The sequence below is a fragment of the Xenorhabdus siamensis genome (assembly GCF_037996745.1).
Classification (GTDB): Bacteria; Pseudomonadota; Gammaproteobacteria; order Enterobacterales; family Enterobacteriaceae; genus Xenorhabdus; species Xenorhabdus indica.
In genome coordinates, this window is the sequence record NZ_JBBMXE010000004.1 from 76,081 (window position 1) to 98,899 (window position 22,819).

22 protein-coding genes, 2 tRNA genes and 1 pseudogene are annotated in these 22,819 nt (G+C 40.5%); 14 read left to right on the top strand and 11 right to left on the bottom strand.

The features are described 5' to 3' along the window. The first annotated feature begins 229 nt into the window (after positions 1 to 229). The 5 genes from hemA to kdsA all read left to right on the top strand — a co-directional run bounded on the left by hemA (position 230) and on the right by kdsA (position 5,274). Positions 230 to 1,492, top strand: coding sequence for a glutamyl-tRNA reductase (gene hemA, locus AAC852_RS03495; RefSeq protein WP_340619831.1), 1,263 nt, complete (start codon positions 230 to 232; stop codon positions 1,490 to 1,492). 30 nt (positions 1,493 to 1,522) lie between these two features. Further along, positions 1,523 to 2,605 (top strand): peptide chain release factor 1, encoded by a 1,083-nt coding sequence (gene prfA / locus AAC852_RS03500; RefSeq protein ID WP_340619832.1) that lies wholly within the window; start codon positions 1,523 to 1,525, stop codon positions 2,603 to 2,605. Between the two features lie 17 nt (positions 2,606 to 2,622). Next, positions 2,623 to 3,510 carry a peptide chain release factor N(5)-glutamine methyltransferase gene (gene prmC / locus AAC852_RS03505; RefSeq protein WP_340619833.1) on the top strand — a complete coding sequence of 296 codons (888 nt, stop codon included), beginning with the start codon at positions 2,623 to 2,625 and terminating at the stop codon, positions 3,508 to 3,510. Beyond that, positions 3,494 to 4,303, top strand: a complete 810-nt coding sequence (gene sirB1 / locus AAC852_RS03510; RefSeq protein WP_340619834.1) for an invasion regulator SirB1 — start codon at positions 3,494 to 3,496, stop codon at positions 4,301 to 4,303. The genes prmC and sirB1 overlap by 17 nt, the downstream gene beginning before the upstream one ends. Before the next feature lie 116 nt (positions 4,304 to 4,419). Next, positions 4,420 to 5,274 (top strand): 3-deoxy-8-phosphooctulonate synthase, encoded by an 855-nt coding sequence (gene kdsA / locus AAC852_RS03515; RefSeq protein ID WP_340619835.1) that lies wholly within the window; start codon positions 4,420 to 4,422, stop codon positions 5,272 to 5,274. A gap of 357 nt (positions 5,275 to 5,631) precedes the next feature. Here kdsA and AAC852_RS03520 read toward each other — a convergent pair whose 3' ends face one another. The 5 genes and pseudogenes from AAC852_RS03520 to AAC852_RS03540 form a co-directional block, all read right to left on the bottom strand. Beyond that, positions 5,632 to 5,967: a hypothetical protein gene (locus AAC852_RS03520; protein WP_340619836.1), complete on the bottom strand. Its 336-nt coding sequence runs from the start codon at positions 5,965 to 5,967 to the stop codon at positions 5,632 to 5,634. A gap of 44 nt (positions 5,968 to 6,011) precedes the next feature. Further along, positions 6,012 to 6,350 carry a hypothetical protein gene (locus AAC852_RS03525; RefSeq protein ID WP_340619837.1) on the bottom strand — a complete coding sequence of 113 codons (339 nt, stop codon included), beginning with the start codon at positions 6,348 to 6,350 and terminating at the stop codon, positions 6,012 to 6,014. Positions 6,351 to 6,773: 423 nt separating this feature from the next. Next, entirely contained in the window at positions 6,774 to 8,516 is a 1,743-nt protein-coding gene (dauA, locus tag AAC852_RS03530) for a C4-dicarboxylic acid transporter DauA (RefSeq protein WP_340619838.1), read from the bottom strand. Between the two features lie 356 nt (positions 8,517 to 8,872). Next, a pseudogene (locus AAC852_RS03535) lies at positions 8,873 to 9,190 on the bottom strand (serine aminopeptidase domain-containing protein); the annotation flags it as partial. A gap of 42 nt (positions 9,191 to 9,232) precedes the next feature. Beyond that, positions 9,233 to 9,856 (bottom strand): CDP-alcohol phosphatidyltransferase family protein, encoded by a 624-nt coding sequence (locus AAC852_RS03540; RefSeq protein ID WP_340619839.1) that lies wholly within the window; start codon positions 9,854 to 9,856, stop codon positions 9,233 to 9,235. A 547-nt stretch (positions 9,857 to 10,403) separates the two neighbouring features. Here AAC852_RS03540 and AAC852_RS03545 point away from each other — a divergent pair. The 3 genes from AAC852_RS03545 (at position 10,404) to AAC852_RS03555 (ending at position 13,004) form a co-directional block, all read left to right on the top strand. Beyond that, entirely contained in the window at positions 10,404 to 11,090 is a 687-nt protein-coding gene (locus AAC852_RS03545) for a helix-turn-helix transcriptional regulator (RefSeq protein ID WP_340619840.1), read from the top strand. Between the two features lie 239 nt (positions 11,091 to 11,329). Beyond that, complete coding sequence (locus tag AAC852_RS03550) at positions 11,330 to 11,701, top strand: VOC family protein (RefSeq protein ID WP_340619841.1); 372 nt, start codon at positions 11,330 to 11,332, stop codon at positions 11,699 to 11,701. A 298-nt stretch (positions 11,702 to 11,999) separates the two neighbouring features. Continuing rightward, positions 12,000 to 13,004 (top strand): NAD(P)H-quinone oxidoreductase, encoded by a 1,005-nt coding sequence (locus AAC852_RS03555; RefSeq protein WP_340619842.1) that lies wholly within the window; start codon positions 12,000 to 12,002, stop codon positions 13,002 to 13,004. 74 nt (positions 13,005 to 13,078) lie between these two features. On the opposite strand, the gene AAC852_RS03560 is transcribed toward AAC852_RS03555, so the two are convergent. From AAC852_RS03560 to AAC852_RS03575, 4 genes are all read right to left on the bottom strand, one after another. Continuing rightward, positions 13,079 to 14,236 (bottom strand): iron-containing alcohol dehydrogenase, encoded by a 1,158-nt coding sequence (locus AAC852_RS03560; RefSeq protein ID WP_340619843.1) that lies wholly within the window; start codon positions 14,234 to 14,236, stop codon positions 13,079 to 13,081. A gap of 236 nt (positions 14,237 to 14,472) precedes the next feature. Beyond that, positions 14,473 to 14,562 (bottom strand) — tRNA-Ser (locus AAC852_RS03565). Between the two features lie 22 nt (positions 14,563 to 14,584). Beyond that, positions 14,585 to 14,674 (bottom strand) — tRNA-Ser (locus tag AAC852_RS03570). A gap of 222 nt (positions 14,675 to 14,896) precedes the next feature. Continuing rightward, a complete protein-coding gene (locus AAC852_RS03575) occupies positions 14,897 to 15,055 on the bottom strand; it encodes a pyocin activator PrtN family protein (protein ID WP_340619844.1) in 159 nt (52 codons plus the stop codon). 363 nt (positions 15,056 to 15,418) lie between these two features. Between AAC852_RS03575 and AAC852_RS03580 the strand changes: the two genes are divergently transcribed. The 4 genes from AAC852_RS03580 (at position 15,419) to AAC852_RS03595 (ending at position 18,326) form a co-directional block, all read left to right on the top strand. Then, complete coding sequence (locus AAC852_RS03580; RefSeq protein WP_340619845.1) at positions 15,419 to 15,853, top strand: lysozyme; 435 nt, start codon at positions 15,419 to 15,421, stop codon at positions 15,851 to 15,853. Further along, positions 15,850 to 16,302, top strand: coding sequence for a lysis protein (locus AAC852_RS03585; protein WP_340619846.1), 453 nt, complete (start codon positions 15,850 to 15,852; stop codon positions 16,300 to 16,302). Before AAC852_RS03580 ends, AAC852_RS03585 begins: the two co-directional genes overlap by 4 nt. A 443-nt stretch (positions 16,303 to 16,745) precedes the next feature. Next, the gene (gene ghrA, locus AAC852_RS03590) at positions 16,746 to 17,687 is read left to right on the top strand and encodes a glyoxylate/hydroxypyruvate reductase GhrA (RefSeq protein WP_340619847.1); all 942 of its coding nucleotides are present in this window, start codon (positions 16,746 to 16,748) and stop codon (positions 17,685 to 17,687) included. Between the two features lie 96 nt (positions 17,688 to 17,783). Next, positions 17,784 to 18,326 carry a TorD/DmsD family molecular chaperone gene (locus AAC852_RS03595; protein WP_340619848.1) on the top strand — a complete coding sequence of 181 codons (543 nt, stop codon included), beginning with the start codon at positions 17,784 to 17,786 and terminating at the stop codon, positions 18,324 to 18,326. 109 nt (positions 18,327 to 18,435) lie between these two features. Here the strand turns inward: AAC852_RS03595 and AAC852_RS03600 are convergent, their stop codons facing one another. Next, entirely contained in the window at positions 18,436 to 18,999 is a 564-nt protein-coding gene (locus AAC852_RS03600; RefSeq protein WP_340619849.1) for a lipoprotein, read from the bottom strand. 50 nt (positions 19,000 to 19,049) lie between these two features. After that, positions 19,050 to 20,255, bottom strand: a complete 1,206-nt coding sequence (gene mdtH / locus AAC852_RS03605; RefSeq protein WP_340619850.1) for a multidrug efflux MFS transporter MdtH — start codon at positions 20,253 to 20,255, stop codon at positions 19,050 to 19,052. 176 nt (positions 20,256 to 20,431) lie between these two features. On the opposite strand from mdtH, the gene rimJ reads away from it, so the two are divergent. Together rimJ and murJ are read left to right on the top strand one after the other, a co-directional pair. After that, on the top strand, positions 20,432 to 21,004 hold the full coding sequence (gene rimJ / locus AAC852_RS03610; RefSeq protein ID WP_340619851.1) for a ribosomal protein S5-alanine N-acetyltransferase: 573 nt from the start codon (positions 20,432 to 20,434) through the stop codon (positions 21,002 to 21,004). Between the two features lie 229 nt (positions 21,005 to 21,233). Further along, positions 21,234 to 22,772, top strand: a complete 1,539-nt coding sequence (gene murJ / locus AAC852_RS03615) for a murein biosynthesis integral membrane protein MurJ (protein WP_340619852.1) — start codon at positions 21,234 to 21,236, stop codon at positions 22,770 to 22,772. Positions 22,773 to 22,819 lie beyond the last annotated feature (47 nt).

The window sequence follows — 22,819 nt, forward strand, 5'->3', positions numbered from 1 at the left end:
TGGTGGCGAATAATGTGCCATCAAAGTCTATAATCAAGGGGATAATTTAGCGAAGTTTTGCCAACATTTCTCGAATAATTACAGCGGAACTGTTCTATTGACTTTTATTGGATTGTCGCATCAAGTAGAATGCTCGACCAATGAGAGTCCTTATGAAGGGTATAGGTTTATGAGAATGATTATTAATATTGTCATGGACTTATGCCCATGATAACTCAACGCAGTTAAGATGACTTTATTAGCACTCGGTATTAATCATAAAACAGCGCCTGTTTCCTTACGTGAGCGGGTAGCCTTTTCTCCAGATACGATAGGGCTTGCGCTTGATAACCTGCTCCAGCAGCCGTTGGTGCGGGGTGGGGTGGTGTTGTCAACCTGCAATCGCACGGAACTCTATCTCAGTGTTGAGCAGCAAGATAATTTAAAAGAGCAATTGATCGATTGGTTATGTGAATACCATCAACTTCATCCTGAAGAGATTAGCACAAGCCTTTACTGGCATCTTGATAGTGAAGCAGTCAGTCATTTAATGAGAGTTGCCAGCGGCCTGGACTCATTGGTGCTTGGGGAGCCGCAGATTTTAGGGCAGGTGAAAAAAGCTTTTGCCGAGTCACAAAACTACCAGTCCTTGTCAGGAGAGTTGGAACGTCTGTTCCAAAAATCGTTTTCTGTTGCTAAACGAGTGAGAACCGAAACAGAGATTGGAGCCAATGCAGTTTCTGTCGCCTTCGCAGCTTGTACACTCGCACGACAGATTTTCGAATCCCTCTCTCAATTAAATATTCTGCTGGTGGGGGCAGGAGAAACTATTGAGCTTGTGGCACGCCATCTTAAGGAACATCAGGTAAATCGTATAATAATTGCCAACCGCACGAAGGAACGGGCACACGCACTGGCTAATGAGGTTAATGCTGAAATTATTTCTCTGCCAGAAATTGATACCCGTCTGGCAGAAGCGGATATTGTGATCAGTTCTACTGCCAGCCCTTTACCGATTATCGGCAAGGGTATGGTTGAACGGGCATTAAAATTACGCCGCAATCAACCTATGCTACTGGTTGATATTGCTGTTCCCCGTGATATTGAACCGGATGTTGAGAAATTGAGTGACGTTTACCTGTACAGTGTTGATGACTTACAGGCTATCATTCAGCAAAATCTTGCTCAGCGCAAAGCTGCTGCTGTGATTGCTGAAGGAATTGTGCAACAAGAGAGCACTCATTTTATGGATTGGTTGCGTTCCCAGGGAGCAGTCAATACAATTCGCGAATATCGGGAACAGGCAGAAAAAATCAGGGCTGAAATGACTGCAAAAGCATTAATATCCATACGGCAAGGTGCTGATGCAGAGCAGGTCATTAACCAATTGACTCATCAATTGACAAATCGTCTGATCCATATACCGACTAAATCACTCCAACAGGCTGCCAGCGATGGTGATTTTGAGCGCCTGAATCTTTTGCGGGACAGCCTTGGGCTGGATCACAACTAACCCTATTTTAAATAAGGTCTGATATTACGAATGAAGCCTTCTATTGTCTCTAAACTGGAAGCATTGCAAGAACGCCATGAAGAAGTTTTGGCTCATCTCGGTGACGCCGATGTGATTGCTGATCAAGAGCGTTTTCGCGCATTATCAAAAGAATATGCACAACTGACTGATGTCACTAGCTGTTTTAAAACCTGGAAAACGATTCAGGATGATATACAGACTGCTGAGATGATGCTTGATGATCCCGAAATGCGGGAAATGGCGCAGGAAGAACTCAAGGACGCAAAAGTTCGTAATGAAGAGCTGGAGCAACAGCTACAATTATTGCTGTTACCCAAAGACCCAGATGATGAACGGAACTGTTTTCTTGAAGTCCGTGCAGGAACAGGTGGTGATGAAGCTGCAATCTTTGCAGGAGATCTGTTCCGTATGTATAGTCGCTATGCTGAAGCCCGTCGTTGGAAAGTAGAAATTATGAGCGCCAACGAAGGTGAGCACGGTGGTTATAAAGAAATTATTGCGAAAGTTTCAGGCGATCAGGTCTATGGTCATTTGAAATTTGAATCAGGTGGTCACCGTGTTCAGCGAGTACCGGAAACGGAATCTCAGGGCCGTATTCATACTTCTGCCTGTACTGTTGCGGTTCTGCCGGAAATTCCGGAAGCCGAATTGCCGGAAATCAGCCCCAGTGATTTAAAAATTGATACTTACCGCTCTTCTGGTGCCGGAGGGCAGCACGTTAATACCACCGATTCAGCTATTCGGATTACCCATATTCCGACAGGAATTGTGGTGGAATGTCAGGATGAGCGCTCACAGCACAAAAACAAGGCTAAGGCTTTGTCTGTACTGGCTGCTCGCATTCGTGCCGCTGAGGCGCAGAAACGTCAAGAAGCAGAGGCTTCAGAACGTCGTAATCTTCTTGGTTCTGGTGACCGTTCAGATCGCAACCGCACCTATAATTTCCCGCAAGGACGAGTTACTGATCATCGCATCAACTTGACGTTATACCGTCTTGATGAAGTCATGGAAGGTAAACTGGATATGTTGATCCAGCCAATCATTACCGAATATCAGGCCGATCAATTATCTGCCCTGTCAGAACAGGAATAACAGCCAGAGCAGGATTAATGAATTATCAACATTGGCTACAATACGCAACGGCTCAGTTGTCTGATAACTTGCCTGGTAGTGACAGCCCTAAACGTGATGCGGAAATCCTGTTGGGATACGTGACAGGACGTTCCCGCACTTATCTGATTGCTTTCAGCGAAACTTCCATTTCAGAGGAAGAGTCTCACAGGCTTGATCATTTATTGGCTCGCCGTATGCAAGGTGAGCCGATTGCTTATATTGTGGGTGAAAAAGAGTTCTGGTCATTGCCGCTTACCGTATCACCGGCAACGTTGATTCCGCGCCCTGATACCGAGTGCCTGGTTGAAAAAGCGCTGGAGTTACTGCCGGAAACGCCCGCAAAAATTCTGGATCTTGGTACAGGAACAGGAGCAATTGCTCTGGCACTGGCAAGTGAGAGACGTGATTGCCATGTGACAGGGGTTGATATCAACCCTGAGGCAGTCGTACTAGCAAAATATAATGTGGAAAAAATTAATACAGGGGAAATTGTCTCACAACGTGTAATTCACAATGTGAATTTTTTACAAAGTGAGTGGTTTTCTGCAGTGGGTGACAGACAATTTGATATGATTGTCAGTAATCCTCCGTATATAGACGAGAATGACCCTCATCTGCAAGAGGGCGATGTCAGGTTTGAACCAGCTACTGCATTGATTGCGGCCCATAATGGTCTGGCAGATTTAAAGGCAATTGTGGAACAAGCCCGCCATTTTTTATTACCGAGTGGATGGCTGTTATTGGAACATGGCTGGAAACAGGGAGCTGTTGTGAGGAGCCTGTTTTTAGAGAAGGGTTATCATCAGATAGCAACTTTTCAAGATTATGGTGGTAATGAACGTATCACGGTAGGTCGATGGAATAAAAATGAACCCCATAGCTAATTATGAATTCAATAATGCTCCTCTGATTGATGGTATTATTTTGGTTACAAAGACTATTCGTCCTGATTTTCCACAAACCTCAGTGGCAGAACAGTTAACTGTATTGGTTGAAGAAGCACGGCAGGTACTTTCTTCAGTCAATGATACCAGGGCAAAATTGCAATCGTTGCTGACACTTTTTTATCGGGAATGGAAGTTTGGTGGGGCAAATGGGGTGTACTGCCTATCGGATACTTTATGGCTGGATAGTGTACTTCATTCACGTCAAGGTGCTCCGGTTGCGTTAGGTACGCTGTTTGCGCACATAGCTCAGGCATTGGCAATGCCTGTACAGCCAGTGATATTTCCAACACAGTTGATATTACGTATCGATTTGCCTGAACAACCTACGTGGTTCATTAATCCCATGAATGGGGAGACGCTCAATGAGCATACCCTTGATGTCTGGTTGAAAGGTAACATTGGTCCAACGGTTCGGTTGGAAAAGAAAGATTTGCAGGAAGCAGATAACAGTAGCATCGTGCGCAAGATTACAGATACGATCAAAGTTTCTTTAATGGAAGAGAAAAAGATGGAACTGGCACTCAAAGCCAGTGAAGTCGTATTGATGTTTGATCCTGATGATCCGTATGAAATCCGTGATCGTGGGCTTATTTATGCTCAGCTCGATTGTAATCATATCGCTGTTTCGGATTTGAGTTATTTTGTAGAGCATTGCCCTGAAGATCCAATCTCAGAGATGATAAAAATGCAGATTAACTCTATAGAGCAACCGCCAATAGTACTGCATTAACAGTATTAGTATTTAAATAAATAGCACTTATCGTGCGATGACGAAATGTCTGCGCCTGATTTTATGTTTTATTAATACAGCAAATTTATTTGCGCTTAACAACAGAAGGTATAAGCATGCAACAGAAAGTGGTTAATATTGGTGATATTAAGGTCGCAAATGATCTGCCATTTGTATTGTTTGGTGGCATGAACGTTCTTGAGTCACGGGATTTGGCCATGCAGATTTGTGAGCACTATGTCACAGTAACACAAAAACTGGGCATTCCTTATGTTTTCAAAGCATCTTTTGATAAGGCTAACCGTTCTTCTATCCACTCTTATCGTGGCCCTGGTCTGGAAGAGGGAATGAAAATCTTTCAGGAACTGAAACAGACTTTCGGCGTAAAAATCATCACTGATGTGCATGAACCTGCACAAGCTCAACCTGTGGCTGAAGTGGTTGATGTTATCCAGCTTCCGGCTTTCCTCGCCCGTCAAACTGATCTGGTTGAAGCGATGGCGAAAACGGGAGCTGTGATTAATATTAAAAAACCACAATTTGTTAGTCCGGGGCAAATGGGTAATATCGTGGAAAAATTCAAAGAAGGTGGCAATGAACAGGTGATCCTGTGTGACCGTGGTAGTAACTTCGGTTATGACAATCTGGTTGTTGATATGTTAGGTTTTGGTGTAATGAAACAAGCAACCAATGGTTCACCTGTGATTTTTGATGTAACACATTCATTGCAGTGTCGAGATCCTTTTGGTGCAGCTTCCGGAGGCCGCCGCGGGCAGGTTGCTGAACTGGCTCGTGCGGGAATGGCAGTGGGCATTGCAGGTTTATTCCTTGAAGCGCATCCAGACCCAGAAAATGCAAAATGTGATGGCCCATCCGCACTACCATTGGCAAAACTAGAACCATTCTTGATGCAAATGAAAGCAATTGATGATGTAGTGAAAGGTTTACCGACATTGGATACCAGTAAGTAATAATTTAATCGATTGAAATATTGAGTAATATGCGGTTACAGATAATTATTATTGTAACCGCTTTTATATATCCGGTGTTTTTCAAATCGCAGCTTGAAAGTCATATTATTAATTTTTGGGACCTCTATAAAATAGCTGATCAATAATTTGAATTGTCAAATTTTACACAGAATATACGGGATTTTTTATTATAATGGAGCGATGAATGATGCACCACTCCATTATAATATGGAAGAGAGATTATGTTAATATTAATATGTTCTTGGTTATAAATTATGATATCAATATGCTAGATTTTATCTTGTATAGATTAGCATTAGTTAATTTTTGATGATTAAAAAATGTAAATAATATTAATTACTCTTGTGTTGTACTTGTTAAATAAAAATAAAATTCAACGTCTCTTCCTTGATGAAGATGAATGCTTGGCTTTTCAAAATGAGACATAAGATCTTTTGATGCGGCAGATTGTGCAAAATATTGCAACTGTAATGCACTTGTGACACTTTGAAATACTATGCCAGTTAGTATAGGAATACCTGGAATCTGAAAAACCTCCCACGAATTAGATTTTATATATGTTGATGCGTATTTCTCCTTTTTGTCGAAGTAAAGGTATATAGATACGTAAAAATTGAATTCAGTATAGTTAGCTATGTACTTATTGGGATTATAATGATCAGTACTATCCATTTCATAATCTCCTGTTAGTTATGTTAAATGATATTATATTGTGATTAAATCATCGGAATGATAGAAACCTGAAAATATTCAGGTGGAGTAACTTCATTCATTTCTTTATAATTAAGAACGAATTTTTCATATTTTAAAAAACTAGTTACTTTTGGCTCTTGCTCCGTAGCTTTTAAACCCATACTAAAGTCAATTTTGTCATACTGTATAATAAAATCAAGTCGCGATATATAGTCTCCATCAACATCTAAAAATTTTTGTTCATGAGGGTTAATTGTTTTCTTGGAAACTGAAGGGCTAACTGTACCCTTCACATACTCTGCCCCGATAATTACCAAAATAGGTACTTCTGTATTGTTATAAAATGTTTTTCCTACTCTCATGATGCTCCCCTTAATAATGAAAAATAGAATCTTTACATCCGACTTTCCGCAGCTATATCTGTAATATTTTGATCTCTAAGTGTTTGTATGTATATTGCATACACACTAATTTTTAATGAAAACAATAAATTATGAATGAAGTGCGAAATGAAGGTATACTATTAAAGATAGGTCATAAACGGTAATTGTCAAGATTGTTGTCACTCTATATACCAATCTAACTTCAAGATGCGTATGATTTCTCCCCGCGAAGCGGGGAGAAATCAAGTTTCATATAGTGTTGTAGATTGCAACTTGAAGTTTAATGCGTATATAACTTAAGCCGCTAAGATAATGAATAACAGTAAATCTATCATGGATAATCCCGTAAAAAATGGTTCCACGGGATCAGTTTGGTGCCTATTTGGATAAGTCAAGAAAATCTTAACAATGGCTGGCTTTTTCTGCTGAAATACAAATTTCAGGGGAATAATCAAACTTCATCTCTTTTAATGCCTTGGGTAAGGTAGCATAAAAACTAAGTTGTCCTTCAATGGGTACGATTTTCGCTCTTGCCAGTGTTTTCAATGGTTGGAAAGGAATGTCACAGACTACAACATGCTTCTGTCCTTTCGCCATTTCGCGCACAAAACCTTGAAAAGCATGTAGCCCTCCAGCATCCAGAACAGGAACGGCATCCCACTGCATAATAATAATCTGATATTCTGTACTTTTTTCTTTCAATTCAGTAAAAATACGCTCGGCAGCAGCGAAGAAAAGAGGGCCGTTAATCCGGACAGCTAATATCCCTTGTTCATTATCCGTCATTGCTGAGGTACTAATCCGGGTCATGTTGGCAATTTTGCGCATAAACAAAAGTGATGCCAGAACAATGCCAATAGTAATTGCTATCACCATATCAAATAACACAGTTAATGATAGACACAGCAGCATCACAACAATGTCATCTCTGGGGGCATGACGAACTAAATCCACAACCTTGTGAGTTTCGCTCATATTCCAGGCTACTATCAATAAAATCGCAGACATTGCCGCTAAAGGTAAATATGAGAGCATTGGGGCCAAAAATAACAGTGCTAATAATACCAGTAAGGAGTGAATGACTGTGGCAATAGGGGAGGTTGCACCTGCACGTACATTGGCGGCTGAGCGAGCAATAGCCGCAGTTGCGGTAATGCCTCCAAAAAAAGGTGCAACAATATTACCTAATCCCTGTCCAAGTAGTTCGCTGTTGGAGTGATGTTTTTTCCCTGTCATGCCGTCAAGAATGACTGCACATAATAATGATTCAATAGCACCTAGCATAGCCATTGAAAAGGCAGCGGGCAGTAATGCAGAGACGGTATTCCAGCTAATATCGGAAGAACTTGAACCAGGTAAATTCCATGGCAGCACAAATTGAGGAAGGATTGGCGGAATGCCCTGACCTTGTGCTCCATCCTCCAGTGTGTAACTAAACGAAGAACCGATAGTAGCGACATCATGCCCCAATAGATGCATCACTCCCATTATAGCCGTACCGGCAACCAAAGCAGGTAGATGACCTGGTAACTTAAGTCCCAATTTAGGCCAGAAAATCAGTATCAGAAGAGTGGTCAGGCCAATAAGCGTATCACTCAACTGAAATGAAGGGAGCGACTGAGAGAGAGCAATAATTTTATCAATATAATTTTCGGGGACATGTGTGAGTTGCAGGCCAAAGAAATTTTGTATCTGCATTGTGGCGATGGTAATAGCAATACCAGAAGTAAACCCAAGTGTAACGGACAGTGGGATGTATTCAATAAGCCGACCCAAACGTGCTAATCCCATCGCAATCAGGATAACACCAGACATAAGTGTTGCTATCAGCAAGCCACTCAAACCAAATTGCTGTGATACTGGATAAAGAATGACCACAAAAGCAGCCGTTGGCCCGGAAACGCTATAACGTGAACCACCTGTCATGGCAATAATCATACCTGCGATGGCGGCTGTATACAGCCCATATTGAGGTGCAACTCCACTTCCTATTGCCAGAGCCATTGCCAGAGGAATGGCAATAACACCAACAGTGATACCGGCAATAGCATCTTTGATAAAACGGGAAAAAGAGTAAGATTCCTTCAAACAGGAGTCAATAAACGCACTAAATAGTCGTATCCCATTAATTTTACGAGTATTCATTTTAATATAAGACCTAAAAATAAGTTGCCCATACAACGGACTAAAATAAGTAATTAGTACAAGGATACCGCTTTTATCGTCCAATAAAAGTGTTATACGTCAAAAAGTTACCGGATAGGTGAGCGTTGAATCAATAAAAATCAAATGAATGGTATTTTTTTATAATTTCACTATGAAATAATGTGTTCAGCATTTTATGTTTGTTTATTAAGCATGAATCTTATCATGATAAATTACCTGAAAATAATAATACAAACTATGCTTTTATATCTTTAGTATGGGATAGAGTATTTAAAATCTATAATAAAGAAACGTTCAATCAAGAATAGGATTATGGTTCGTTGTATCAACGAGATTTGATCAATAATCACAATATTTTCCATGGTGATACTATATTGAGTGGCGATAAATCGGACAAACTCATCGACATCACGGATTGACGTACCCATTGATGGGCTGTAGCCGCGTGCTCCTTTGGTTTGACCGTGCCCACGGGCATCCCAGGCAAACATTGTAACATCAGGTAGATTGAGTTCATCAACAATGTGTTGAACTCGCCCTGAATGTTCATGACCACGGTGAAAAATAATGATCGCTTTTTCTGCTTTAGTCTGTTGTGATGGCCAGTAACGATAAAACAGAGAAACATTATCAGATGTTGTTAAATAGTGCATCTTCAGCGATGCGCTGATTGAATGTTTGCGTCATGTCAATGCCTATTCGGATTGTGATTGTTCAATCAGCCTGATTTCATTTAGTGCTCTGACAACCCGGTTATAGCACGTTATCAAGAGTAAAATGGTTACAATAGGAAACAAATAACTGCTCCAATTTAAAGCTGAAGGAAAAAATGCAATAACCAATCCATAAACCCCAAAGACAAAAGCCCGGTCACTTTTCCCCATCGGGCCGTCATAACGCCTTGATGCACCAATTGTTTGTGCCAATATGCCAATAAATTCAGTCAGAATGGTAAGAAACAGAATAAGCAGTAAACTGATATTGCTGACATGAGGTAAAAAACAAAAAGGGAGATAAAGAGCCACATCGGAAATGACATCTCCCAATTCATTATAAATAGCTCCCAAATGAGATTTTTGGTTGTGTTCCCGCGCCAACATGCCATCAATGGCATTCAGTGCCATTCGAATAAAAAGAAAAATAGGCAGGAGCCAATAGAGGTGGGGAGAGGGAAATAAACTCAATAATAAACCAACAAAAATTGACAAAAACAGCGCAGCTAATGTGACCTGATTGGCTGTGCATCCTCGTTGATGAAGTTGAATGACGATAGGGCGCAACAGGTTCTGAAAACGGGGTTTTAAATCATATATAGTCATTATTCCCTAAATCCTTTAGAGGTAAAACCGTTAGTCTTATTAATATAAAGTGTAATGTCAAATATTTATGTGTGGGAAAATATAATGATAGAAATAAGTCATCTTATGGTTGTTAAGCCTGCCATTGACAATAAAAAAGATAGTTTTAGCCTAAATTAACTGAAAAGGTATTTATTTATAATTCATATATAAATTTTGTTGAATATAACTATAAATTACAAGATATAATTCATAAAGTTACAAAGTGGGAAATAAAGAATATAGAGCAATATAATATGAAACAAGTAAAGCGATAAATATTACAAGTAGACTTGTCTCTATTCGATAGGAGAGCTTAATGCTGTAGTCCACAAGCTATATGATCTTGGTAAAGAAGCCGCAACTTCTGTCGATCATAATGCCCTCTTTGCCGGTGTACCATTTTTACTTAAGGAACTGTTTACGCAATGGAAAGGTACATCACTGATCAACGGTTCTCGCTACATGAAAGATATCATTGCCCCTGATTTATTGGATTATTGTGAATAAATTAAATAGGAATGGAAAATTGTCCAGAGCACAGCGTTTGTTATCTCTAATGGAAATGTTACGCAGTTATCATTTTCCTGTGCAAGGGAAAGTATTGGCACAAAAAATGAACATTAGTTTAAGAACACTTTATCGGGATATTGCGACCTTGCAGGAGCAGGGCGCGATTATCGAAGGTGAGCCGGGAATAGGGTATGTCTTAAGACCGGGTTTTGTTTTGCCGCCACTCATGTTTACTCAAAATGAAATAGAAGCACTGGCATTAGGCGCCAATTGGGTGGCCAAGCGTGCAGATCCACAATTAAGAGAATCGGCAAACAGCGTTGTCAGTAAAATTGCGGCTGTTATTCCAACAGAATTGAAGCAACTTTTGGAGAACAATTCCTTATTAATTGGGCCGATAGCAACAGATATTCAACCCATAATCGATATCCAGTCTATAAGGCAAGCGATCCGTACCAGACTGAAAGTTACCTTCGTTTATTTAGATTTAAAAGGTAATGAGTCTGAAAGAACGATTTGGCCATTCGCGTTGGGGTACTTTGAAAATATCAGTATTGTGATAGGTTGGTGTGAATTACGAGAGGCGTTTCGTCATTTCAGGTCAGACAGGATAATGAGTTTGAAGGTGGAAAGGCAGTGTTATCCCCGTTCAAGGCAATCTTTACTCAAGGAGTGGCGGGAATTTGAAAAAATAACTTGCTAACCAGAAAGACTACTGACAAAAACTGTCACTTGGTGTTGATATTTTACAACTATTCTAAGTAATACGTTCAATAGAATAGTTGGCGATATTTTATATAGTTGAATTAGTATTAAGATTAAAAGCAATTGTTGAATAAATAAGAAATATTCACCAGGGAAAAATTAAAAAAAAGATATCAGTGTCTTATCTGAATATTGATAAAAAATGTATTTAATGAAATGAATGTAGGGGGTAATGTGGTGGCTATATCTGCTAAACCTAATCTTCAGCTTGTTTATGTTTCTGATATTGAGCGTTCAACCGCGTTTTATAAAATGATCTTTAATACTGAACCAATATTTATAAGTTCCCGCTATGTGGCATTCCCTGCTGATGGAGAAGCGCTGTTTGCTATTTGGTCAGGAGGAACAAAACCAGATCTTGCAATTCCACGATTTTCTGAAATTGGTATTATGTTATCGAACAGTAGAGATATCGATAAATTGTTTGAGGAATGGAAACAGGAATCTGCAATTAAAGTCTTACAAGAACCTTATACCGAAGTGTTTGGCCGAACATTTCTTGTTGAAGATCCCGATGGTCATATTATTCGGGTATGTCCTTTGGATTAGAGAGTATAGATAGTTTAAGTATAACGTTTAAAAATACGCAAAAATAGAAGATCCATTTAGGAGCAATTATAATAAGAGCCTATTATAGTATTAGGCTCTTAATTTTTTATATCAATAAATTTCAAGATTTGAATTTTAATTTGTTGTTTGGCTTTGTTGATGGTTTGTTAGATGGTATTTTTTGGGGAGGAACGCTGAATCTATTTGTTCCTTATTATAAAGATAAGCAAAAAAGTGTTTGAGAAGGATGTATCCATCTCTTAACTAATGAAGTCGGCTTGTGAAGGGCGAAAATGATATGACAACAGATTTATTGCCTGAAAGTATGGCTGTAATCGAAATCAGGCATCATGGTGAACCAGAAGTTCTGACTCTGGTGAAGAAACCCATTCCACAATTGGGAAACAGGGATATTTTGATCAAAGTGGTCGCGGCGGGAGTTAACAGACCGGATGTTTTACAACGTTGTGGTTATTATCCACCACCGCCCAGTGCTTCAAAACTTCCTGGTTTGGAAGTATCAGGTTCAGTGATTGCTATTGGCTCTGATGTAAAAGATTATGCTGTAGGTGATCAGGTATGTGCATTAGTTGCCGGAGGGGGGTATGCGGAATATTGCAAGGTGCATGAAAGCAACGCTTTACCTGTACCAAAAGGTTATAGCTTTGTAGAAGCTGCGGCACTGCCGGAAACATTTTTCACTGTGTGGATAAACTTATTTCAACTTGCCCAACTTAAAGCAGGTGAAACTGTTTTGATCCATGGGGGAACATCCGGTATTGGTACGACTGCCACACTGCTTGCGAAAGCATTTGGTGCTTATGTCATTACCACTGTGGGTTCTGAAGAGAAACGTCAGGCCAGCCTCTCATTAGGCGCGGATATTGCTATCAATTATCGAACTGAAGATTTTGTTACGCAGACCCATTTGGTGACCAATGGGCGAGGGGCGGATGTGATTGTCGATCTGATCGCTGGAGAATATGTGGCGAAAAACTTTCAAGCTGCGGCTGTAGAAGGTAGGATTACCCAAATTGGTTTGCTGGGTGGTAAAGCGAGAGAGCTGGATTTATCCCCTTTGATGCAAAAGCGTTTGACTCTTACTGGCTCGATGTTGCGTCCCCGTAGTATTGAAGATAAGGCATTTATAGCTCACGATTTGTATAAAAAAGTTTGGCCGTTATTGGAGCAGGGTAAGATTAGGCCTCAGATCTTTAAAACATTTCCATTGGCACAAGCTGCTAAAGCACATGCATTGATGGAAAGTGGCGAACATATCGGCAAGATTATGTTGACTATATAAAAAGGTTACGTAATGCAGGTTCTGAGCAATACCCTGGATTAACAGGGTATTATTTTTCCGCAATAAACAGGCTATTAATTCCACAATTGCTTATAAATGGCTACCATTTCCGCAATGGTTGGAATACGTGGATTATTACCTGGTGAACCTGAGCCTTCAGCTTGTCTTGCCATTATTTCCACAACCTCAAAGAAACGTGTTTTATTGATACCAAATTGCTCTGGTGTCGGCACAGAAAACTCTTTATTTAGATCGGCTAAAGTTGTCAGAAGTTTTTCACCGGCTACATCGTCATTGTCTGTTAGTTTTGCAAAAGTTAGTGCGCGTGCACATTCGGCATAACGCTCTTTAGCTGCATCTAAAGAAAAACGGGTAACAGCAGGCAGTAACATGGCATTGGATAAACCATGTGGAACATGGAAGAAAGCGCCTATAGGGCGGCTCATACCGTGTACAAGTGCAACAGAAGAGTTAGAAAATGCAATGCCTGCCAGAGTTGAACCCAGTATCATTGCTTCACGGGCAGCGTTATTATTGCCGTTATGATATACCTTGCGCAGGTTGGGGCCGATGAGTTTCATGGCAGCAAGAGCCTGGCTATCTGAATAGGGATTGGCTTTCCGGCTAACATAGGCTTCAATGGCATGAGTCATTGCATCAATGCCGGTATCTGCCGTTGTTCTTGCCGGAACGCTGATAGTCAACTCATAATCGATAATAGCGGCGATAGGCATGAATCCCGTACCTATGCAAAGCAATTTTTCATCGGTTTTTTCATCAGTAATAATAGTGAAGCGAGTACATTCTGAACCTGTTCCTGCCGTTGTCGGAATGGCAATCACAGGTAACCCCTGTTCATTGAATTGGCGGGGGAAACGGTATTCGTTGATTGTTCCGCCAAATTTACCAATCACGGCAATGGCTTTTGCACTGTCAATTGGGCTTCCTCCACCAAGTGCAATAACAGCGTCAAACAAACCATTTTTTACCTTTTCAATCCCGGCTTGGATAGAAGCAGCAGTAGGTTCAGGTATTGTGTCAGCATAGACATCACTTTCGATACCCGCTTTTTGCAGGATAGATTGCAGTTTATCAAGATAACCTAACTGAACCATCATTTTGTCTGTCACAATCAGCGGATTTTTACTGCGGATACTTTGCAGAATTTTCGGGAGATTGATGAGAGTCCCACCACCTATTTCCATAATACGAGGTAACACGACAGTGGACATATATAGCTCCTTAACGTTAGGAAATAAAGATAATGATAAAAGAGGTTGGTCGAATGTCGAAGATAATAGAAGGTGAAAAAATAAAACGATCACCAATATTTTTAATAAATTGTTTATTAGAAAATTATTCGTGAGAAGTGAGCTATGTCGCGATGAACAATTAAAGATAAGAAGTTTGGTTCAGAAGAAAATGACTAAATTGGCTTAGTGAGAATAATCAGGCTTTCTTAAAGAAGTGGCGGTGAGGGAGGGATTCGAACCCTCGATACACTTTCGCGTATACACACTTTCCAGGCGTGCTCCTTCAACCACTCGGACACCTCACCGTGTTTTTAGTTTTTCAAAATATGGCGGTGAGGGAGGGATTCGAACCCTCGATACGTTTTCACGTATACACACTTTCCAGGCGTGCTCCTTCAACCACTCGGACACCTCACCATATTTTGTTGTTACAGGAATTCTTTCTGTGTTCGTCGCTGCAACGGGGCGCTACTATAGGGAAAAGCAGTGCAGGCGTCAACAGACTTGTCACGATTTTTTCAGGCTTTTTGACTGATTAGACAAATAAAAAACAATTTGATTGCCTGGTAAACACTTTTTCGTATCCCACTCATTTATAGCTACTTGCAATCTTGCAGTAACTAAATTTTTTATTATAAATCAATTTATTATGATTTTGGTGCTATTGGGGGCTACGATAACAGCACTCGGTAGTTTTTTAGCGGCCTGCTCTCTTTGCTTATCAATATATGCGGCAAGATCATTCACATGAACGATTCGCAGTAATTTCTGACTATCAGCTAACTTATGGTCACGCATCTTATTAATTTCATCCCTCGCTATTGATATAAAAACCAGTAATGCCCGTTGGAATTGATTAGGGATATATGCGGTGTAATGGGAATATCGCCCTAAGGTATTTCTGGAACAGACTGACAGTTGGCCACAGATGATTAAGGGAATATGTGGTGTGAATGTGCTTCCCCTGATTGTAATGTTATATCAGGTTAATTGCTGGTGGACACTGCCTAAACTCAGAAACCATTGGCGTGATGATCAGTTCCTTCTAAAACTTGTTCGTCAACCTCAATACAAATGGATGAATAATCATTTCAATTTTTACAAAAGTTACCGATTTCTCAGGCTAATGGCAGAGTGTGAATAACAACGGGGAAAAATCTGATGAAAATCAGCGAGAACGGATTACGCTTTATTCAACAATGGGAAGGTCTGAAACTAAAAGCCTACCCTGACCCGGCAACAGGTGGCTTTCCGTGGACAATTGGTTACGGGCACACAAAAGGCGTCAAACCAGGACAAAAGATAACCGAACAACAGGCTGAAGCATTCTTACATGATGACCTCGAACCTATTTACATCACCATTGAATCGTCTGTTAAGGTGCCACTGACTCAAGGTCAATTTGATGCGTTGTGTTCGTTCACGTTCAATTGTGGCGTCGGTAACTTTGTTCGTTCCACCTTGCTTAAGAAGCTTAATGCCAGTGACTACAAAAGCGCAGCAGATGAATTCCTGAGATGGAATAAAGCCGCGGGTAAGGTATTACGGGGGTTGAATAATCGCAGGGCATCTGAACGTCAGATGTTTTTATCATGAAACTCAATAGCCAATATCTCACCCTTAGTGCTCTGGTGATTGTCTCTGGTCTACTGGCGTTCTATTACAGTGAGTATCAGGACAAGGCCAAGGAATACGCCAGGTTAAAGCGACAGTATGATGCGCAGGTCATTGCGATAAATAAGCAGCAAGAGCGAATAAAGCACTTTGCCAAACTGGATAATCAATACACACAGGAACTCGCCAATGCCAAGACTGAAATTGACACTCTTCGGACTGATATTGCCGCTGGTCGTCGCAAGTTGCGTATCAAGGCCACCTGTCCCCCCGTGTCTGAAACCACTGCCTCCCGCGGCGTGGGCGATGCAACCACCATCGAACTCACTGGAGAAACTGGATCAACTGCTATCGATATCCGAGCCGGAATTATCAGCGACCGGGAAAAATTAAGATATTTGCAGGATTACGTTAAAACACAATGCAACTGAATGAGGTAACCATGTCTCCAATGATGAAATATTTTGAATACTCGTATTTGCCAGAGCACCTATAGGAAGTATTCTCTGTCGAAACCAGATATTCGAAATATAACGGAACGATTGCCAGCTTCAACTAAAATAAAAAAAAAACAATTCAATTAGTTACAATCTGAAATTAAAGTCAAGATTTCTGTGTCCATTCCCTACTATAGTAGGCCATAATTGAAGTTCTCCTGTCTGGGCTCCTTAAGTTTTGGGAGCTATCAGGGGTGCTGTTAATTTAAAAATAACCTTACGTACTCGAAAATAAGCAAAAATATCAATTCAGGAAATTCAATGCGATAGTGAATAATTATGGAAAATTGGCATGAAATTGGGGTATTTTTTCTTTTTATTTAACCTTTCAGCAATCGGTTAAATCTATCAAAAAAACAATAAAGGAATGAAATTATATGAACATCATTTTTTTTAGCCCTTCATTTAATGCCGATGAGTGGATCCAAGGAATAGAAAAACGCTTGCCTAATGCCAAAGTGAGAAACTGGGTCAGTGGAGATCATGCTCCGGCTGATTATGCGCTTGTTTGGCACCCTCCTTATGAAATGTTAGCGAATCGTAAAAATCTCAAAGGAATATTTGCGTTAGGTGCTGGTGTTGATTCCATTCTCCAGCAAGAGTTAGACAATCCCGGCATGTTACCCGCTAAGGTTCCATTGATTCGTCTCGAAGATACTGGTATGAGTCGTCAGATGCAGGAATATGCCATTAGTTCAGTTTTGTACTATTTCCGCCGAATGGATGAGTATAAACGGTATCAGGAGCAGCGCATTTGGCAGCCATTACTTCCTCACGATCGGAAAGATTTCGTTATTGGGGTATTAGGCGCAGGAGTATTGGGGCGTAGTGTGATCGGAAAGTTAGTGGAGTTTGATTTTACTGTACGTTGTTGGAGTAAGACAGCAAAAGAATTTGATAATGTTGAAAGTTTTTATGGAAAAGAACAATTAGGTGAATTTCTTTCTGACTGTAAGGTGTTGATTAACCTTCTTCCTAATACACCTGAAACCCGTGGAATTTTAAACCTATCGTCATTCAGCCAGTTAAAAAAAGCAGCGTATATTATTAATATTGCAAGAGGTTCTCACCTTGTTGAGCAAGATCTTCTGACTGCCATTGATAAAGGATATATCGCAGGTGCAACGCTTGATGTGTTTGCAGAAGAGCCGTTATCAAATATGCACCCATTCTGGACTCATCCTCGTATCAATATTACGCCGCATATTGCCGCAACGACTATTCCTGAACTGGCGATGGATATCATTAGTGAAAATATCCAACGAATAGAACAAGGGAAAACACCAACAGGTCTTGTTGATATGTCACTTGGTTATTAATAAGCAGCTTTACAGCATGGCTGAGGATTAGGGACAATATCCCCATTATCTTTCAAGTTATCGTTTTATTTTAAGTTGTTGGGATTAAATTAAGTCATGAACGAGTTTTCTATTATTTGCCGCATACTAGGTACGCTGTTTAATCGAGCACCACAGGATCCGTTGTTACAACCTTTGATGACCATGGTTACTGAAGGAAAGTTAAAACAAGCATGGCCTTTAGAACAGAATGAGCTGTTAGATCGTTTACAACAAAATTGCGAATTGTCCGTAATAGAGTCTGACTATCAGGCTTTGTTTGTAGGAAAGTCAGCTAAGGTTGCGATTTGTCGATCTGACTATACTGACGGAACAGAAAATGAAGTGCGTCAATTCCTGATAGCACGGGGAATGCCATTATCGGATACTGCGGCAGATCAGTTTGGTTCTTTATTGCTGGCAGCATCATGGTTAGAAGATCAGGCGGCAGAAGATGAAGTTCAGGCTCAGATAACATTATTTGATGAATATCTCTTGCCGTGGTGCGGGCAATTTCTTGGAAAAGTTGAAGCACATGCTATCAGTGGTTTTTATCGAACTCTGGCTATCATGAGCCGTGAGGCATTACAGGCATTACGTGAAGAGTTAGAGTCTGAGTGATGTTGTCACTTTGTTGATTCCATTTGAGGTGGTAATTGAGTGAATTATCGCTGAAATAAGGGGTAAATTATTTATAATTTACCCCTTATTATTTCAACGACAATTAAAATTATTTATCAGTTAGTCCGATAACCAGTTTACCCGGTTTAATTTCCAGTCCTTTGGCAAATTTTGTAGCAGCAGCTTCCGCCTTACTTTTTTGTGGATTCAAAACATAAACCGGATGAGTATTAAAAAATTCACTTAACGAACTATTCAGATAAGGCATCAGTGCTTTGATAGGTTTCGCTGCTTTTTCAGGTGTTGTCTGATAGTCGACGATTTCCAGTTCCTTAACAAAAATAGCTCCTTTTTCTGCATCAAATACGGGTTTCGCTCTGAGAGTTAATTTCATATCAGCTTGTATAGACCCAAATATTGTTGCAATTTCAACTTTTGCCTGACTGGTTAGTTCAATTTTTTCCGGATCCTGACGGCCTATCTGGCTGGTTAAATTTCCCAAACTAATATTGGCGCTTGATATTCCAGAAATACTGATTTCTTTCTGGTAATGTACTTTTTTTAAAAGATAATCATTGAGCAGACCTTCATTAATACTGATATCCCTAAATTGATCACAGCCACTGAGTAAACCAACCAGCACTAATGCTGCCCCTAATAAAAATTTTTTCATATTGTCTCCTTTATTTTCAATGGGCAGATTTTACACCATTACTTACATCATTAATGTCTACTCATGGTGACTGGCTCAATTTTTTTCTGATTAAATTGGCGATGGAGAGCATAAATGGTGAGTAAACCGATCAATCCTAAAAAGATCCAGGGTAATTGAGGCATGTTCAAAGCATGGCCTGTATCATAAAGCCAGCCACCACCGGTGTAACCGAATACGCCACCCAGAGCCAGTCCTAAGCGGCTGAATCCCATATAGCTGCCGCGTGCTCTGGGATCTGCCAGCCCAGCGCTAAGTATTTCACGGGCAGGCTCTGCTGTTACTGTGCCTAAATAAAACAAGGCAATCAGAGCAAACAGAAGATGTAATTGGTCGATCCAACCGATTGGAAACATGCAGAAACTCATTAAAAATAAACCCATTATCAGGCGTTGTTCCAGCCGGAAATATTTTTCGCTCCAGCGTGCGATAGGATAAAGCAATGTTAGGGAAATGGCGGCTTCAATGGCATACATCCATTTAACGGCTGTATGGCTACCAGAAATTTCATGGATAACAATCGGGAACATCAACATGACTTGTACTGACAAAATAAAATATCCCGTTAGGGTCAGTACATAATAAAAGAATCGTCGATCTTTAATGACCCTTATCATGCCTTCTTTGATAGGAGAACGAATTGTCGAAATACGATATGCCGGCAATAGCCAGGCATTCGCTATTGCTGCTAAAACAAAAATTCCAGCTCCGATCCAGCACACGATATTGAAATTGTATTGTAGTAACCAACTTCCTATTAGTGCACCAATCACAGCTCCAGCGCTGTCTTGCATCAACAGTAGTGAATAGAAACGCCCACGCTCATGAGGGCGGGTCAGTTTTATCACCAGTGCAGCTCTGGGGGGATCGAACAGTGTGCCACCCAGAGCAGACAATGCGCAGGAAAGTATTAGTATCCACGGTTCAGAAGCCATTGCCATCAAGGCAAAGCCTGATGCACGCAATAACATACCAGTGACAATCATCGGTTTGGCACCAAACTTATCAGCAATAGCGCCACCAAAGATCCCTAATCCTTGCTGAATGAGTTGGCGAAGCCCCAATGCGAAACCAACAATGACAGCCGCCCAACCTAATTGTTCAACAAAACGAATAGAAATTAATGGAAAAACAACGAAAAATCCTAAAACGACCAGTAAATTATCAAATAACAGAAAATATTTTCCTAAACTACGGGCTTGTGAAACCGATGACATTTCGCACCATTGAGATATGAGGGAGTAAAGAATGAAATTTCTATCATTCTGGACGTAATTTTATCTTTAGGATAGAGGGTTTATAGATGATATTTTTTTATCGTGAGACAATGATATTATTTTTTATTAGCGATAAATTATTCAGAGTTTTTGCAAAATAAATATCAGGAGAAGGCATGTTTGGTTATCGGTCTACATCGCCTAAAGTTCGTTTGATTACAGACAGGATGGTTGTTCGTCTGGTATATGAGCGTGATGCTTATCGTTTGGCTGAATATTATTCAGAAAATAAAGATTTTCTTAAACCGTGGGAGCCAACAAGAGATAGCAGTTTTTATCGGCCTTCAGGTTGGACAAACAGACTGAGTTATATTGCAGAATTGCAACGGCAAAATACGACTTTCAATTTTGTGTTATTAGACCCTGATGAATGCGAAATTATCGGAGTAGCAAATTTCACCAATGTTGTACGTGGTGCATTCCATTCTTGTTATCTTGGCTACTCTTTGGCGGAAAAACGACAAGGGCAGGGGTTAATGTATGAAGCGTTACAACCTGCTATCCGCTATATGCAGGGTCATCAGAAAATGCACCGAATTATGGCCAACTATATGCCACATAATCATAGAAGTGGAAACTTGCTTAAAAAGCTAAATTTTGAGCGGGAGGGATATGCCAGGAAATACCTCATGATAGATGGAACCTGGCAAGATCATGTTTTGACGGCATTAACTAATGATAACTGGTGAAAAAGGTGACAGATTATTTGCTGAGTTTGCAGGATTAAAAATAATTAATAAAAAAGAGATAGCCAATGTAGACAGAGTTTTTGTTTGTTAAACTTTGCCTATCAGTGCTATCTCATCAGATCATATTCTTTGTCATAGGTCGTTGTGCTTTGTCATGTTGAGCATGTCTGGTGGAATGACTTTACGCTTTCATTCTCATGTCATAAAAATACACTTTTAAAATAATATCATGAACTTATTAAAATCACTGGCAGCAGTCAGTTCAATGACGATGTTTTCACGCGTGCTAGGCTTCATTCGTGATGCCATTATTGCCCGTATATTTGGCGCAGGAGTGGCAACAGACGCCTTTTTTGTTGCTTTTAAATTGCCTAATCTGTTACGCCGCATTTTTGCTGAAGGGGCTTTTTCGCAGGCTTTTGTTCCCATTCTTGCTGAATACAAAAATCAGCAAGGGGATGAAGCAACACGGACATTTATTGCCTATGTTTCAGGTATGTTGACGTTGATTCTGGCGATTGTCACAGTGATTGGTATGATCGCAGCACCTTGGGTGATTTATGTTACTGCGCCGGGTTTTACCGATACACCAGACAAATTTATTTTAACTCGTGATTTACTCAGAATCACATTTCCGTATATCTTTTTAATTTCTTTAGCATCTTTGGCAGGGGCAATCCTCAATACCTGGAATCGTTTTTCTGTTCCCGCTTTTGCTCCAACACTGCTGAATATCAGCATGATCGTCTTTTCACTGTTTGTGGCACCTTATTGTGATCCTCCAGTAATGGCTTTGGGATGGGCCGTTGTTGCTGGTGGCATTTTGCAACTGGCATACCAACTTCCTCATCTGAAAAAAATAGGCATGTTAGTATTGCCGCGAGTTTCTTTCCGCGACAGTGGCGTATGGCGAGTTATCCGTCAGATGGGGCCTGCCATTCTGGGGGTATCAGTCAGCCAGATTTCTCTGATCATCAATACGATTTTTGCCTCGTTTCTGGTTTCAGGCTCTGTTTCATGGATGTATTACGCTGATCGTTTAATGGAATTACCTTCTGGCGTATTAGGAGTGGCATTGGGAACGATTTTGCTGCCTTCTCTGGCGAAAAGTTTTTCCAGTGGAAACCATGAAGAATATCGTAAATTAATGGACTGGGGATTACGTCTCTGTTTTCTTTTAGCACTCCCTTGCGCGGTAGCGTTGGGCATTCTGGCAGAACCCTTGACAGTTTCACTTTTCCAGTATGGTAATTTTTCCGCGTTTGATGCAGAAATGACGCAACGGGCATTGATTGCCTATTGCTTCGGATTAATGGGATTGATTGTGGTTAAAGTTTTGGCCCCTGGTTTTTATTCTCGTCAGGATATTAAAACGCCGGTCAAAATTGCGATTGCTACTTTGGTTCTGACTCAGTTAATGAACCTTGCCTTTATCGGCCCCCTAAAACATGCGGGGTTAGCACTTTCCATTGGTTTAGCAGCTTGTTTTAATGCAGCTATGCTCTACTGGCAATTGCGTAAACGTGAAATATTTAAACCATTAGCAGGATGGGGAGTATTTTTGCTTAAGTTGTTAATGGCGATTGTAGTGATGATGGGGGTATTACTGGCAATGTTGTGGATTATGCCTGCCTGGGAGCAAGGAAATATGGCATTGCGTCTGCTACGATTGATGGGCGTTGTCATTGCTGGTGCTGGTAGCTATTTTGCAGCATTAGCTTTGATGGGGTTCCGATTAAAGGATTTTGCCCATCGAGGATTGCAGTGATTATTTGACATTTATCTGATATTGATAAAAAACGGGCGTAAAAATCA

Excerpts from the sequence above, each read along its gene's own strand:
- AAC852_RS03560 (WP_340619843.1), bottom strand. The coding sequence starts at position 14,236 with ATGTCCACTGTCGTGTTACCTCGTATTATGGAAATAGGTGGTGGGACT.
- AAC852_RS03555 (WP_340619842.1), top strand. The coding sequence starts at position 12,000 with ATGACAACAGATTTATTGCCTGAAAGTATGGCTGTAATCGAAATCAGG.
- AAC852_RS03600 (WP_340619849.1), bottom strand. The coding sequence starts at position 18,999 with ATGAAAAAATTTTTATTAGGGGCAGCATTAGTGCTGGTTGGTTTACTC.
- AAC852_RS03595 (WP_340619848.1), top strand. The coding sequence starts at position 17,784 with ATGAACGAGTTTTCTATTATTTGCCGCATACTAGGTACGCTGTTTAAT.
- sirB1 (WP_340619834.1), top strand. The coding sequence starts at position 3,494 with ATGAACCCCATAGCTAATTATGAATTCAATAATGCTCCTCTGATTGAT.
- prmC (WP_340619833.1), top strand. The coding sequence starts at position 2,623 with ATGAATTATCAACATTGGCTACAATACGCAACGGCTCAGTTGTCTGAT.
- mdtH (WP_340619850.1), bottom strand. The coding sequence starts at position 20,255 with ATGTCATCGGTTTCACAAGCCCGTAGTTTAGGAAAATATTTTCTGTTA.
- AAC852_RS03540 (WP_340619839.1), bottom strand. The coding sequence starts at position 9,856 with ATGACTATATATGATTTAAAACCCCGTTTTCAGAACCTGTTGCGCCCT.
- AAC852_RS03585 (WP_340619846.1), top strand. The coding sequence starts at position 15,850 with ATGAAACTCAATAGCCAATATCTCACCCTTAGTGCTCTGGTGATTGTC.
- prfA (WP_340619832.1), top strand. The coding sequence starts at position 1,523 with ATGAAGCCTTCTATTGTCTCTAAACTGGAAGCATTGCAAGAACGCCAT.
- dauA (WP_340619838.1), bottom strand. The coding sequence starts at position 8,516 with ATGAATACTCGTAAAATTAATGGGATACGACTATTTAGTGCGTTTATT.
- murJ (WP_340619852.1), top strand. The coding sequence starts at position 21,234 with ATGAACTTATTAAAATCACTGGCAGCAGTCAGTTCAATGACGATGTTT.
- rimJ (WP_340619851.1), top strand. The coding sequence starts at position 20,432 with ATGTTTGGTTATCGGTCTACATCGCCTAAAGTTCGTTTGATTACAGAC.
- AAC852_RS03520 (WP_340619836.1), bottom strand. The coding sequence starts at position 5,967 with ATGGATAGTACTGATCATTATAATCCCAATAAGTACATAGCTAACTAT.
- AAC852_RS03575 (WP_340619844.1), bottom strand. The coding sequence starts at position 15,055 with ATGCGTGACCATAAGTTAGCTGATAGTCAGAAATTACTGCGAATCGTT.
- AAC852_RS03525 (WP_340619837.1), bottom strand. The coding sequence starts at position 6,350 with ATGAGAGTAGGAAAAACATTTTATAACAATACAGAAGTACCTATTTTG.
- ghrA (WP_340619847.1), top strand. The coding sequence starts at position 16,746 with ATGAACATCATTTTTTTTAGCCCTTCATTTAATGCCGATGAGTGGATC.
- kdsA (WP_340619835.1), top strand. The coding sequence starts at position 4,420 with ATGCAACAGAAAGTGGTTAATATTGGTGATATTAAGGTCGCAAATGAT.
- AAC852_RS03580 (WP_340619845.1), top strand. The coding sequence starts at position 15,419 with ATGAAAATCAGCGAGAACGGATTACGCTTTATTCAACAATGGGAAGGT.
- hemA (WP_340619831.1), top strand. The coding sequence starts at position 230 with ATGACTTTATTAGCACTCGGTATTAATCATAAAACAGCGCCTGTTTCC.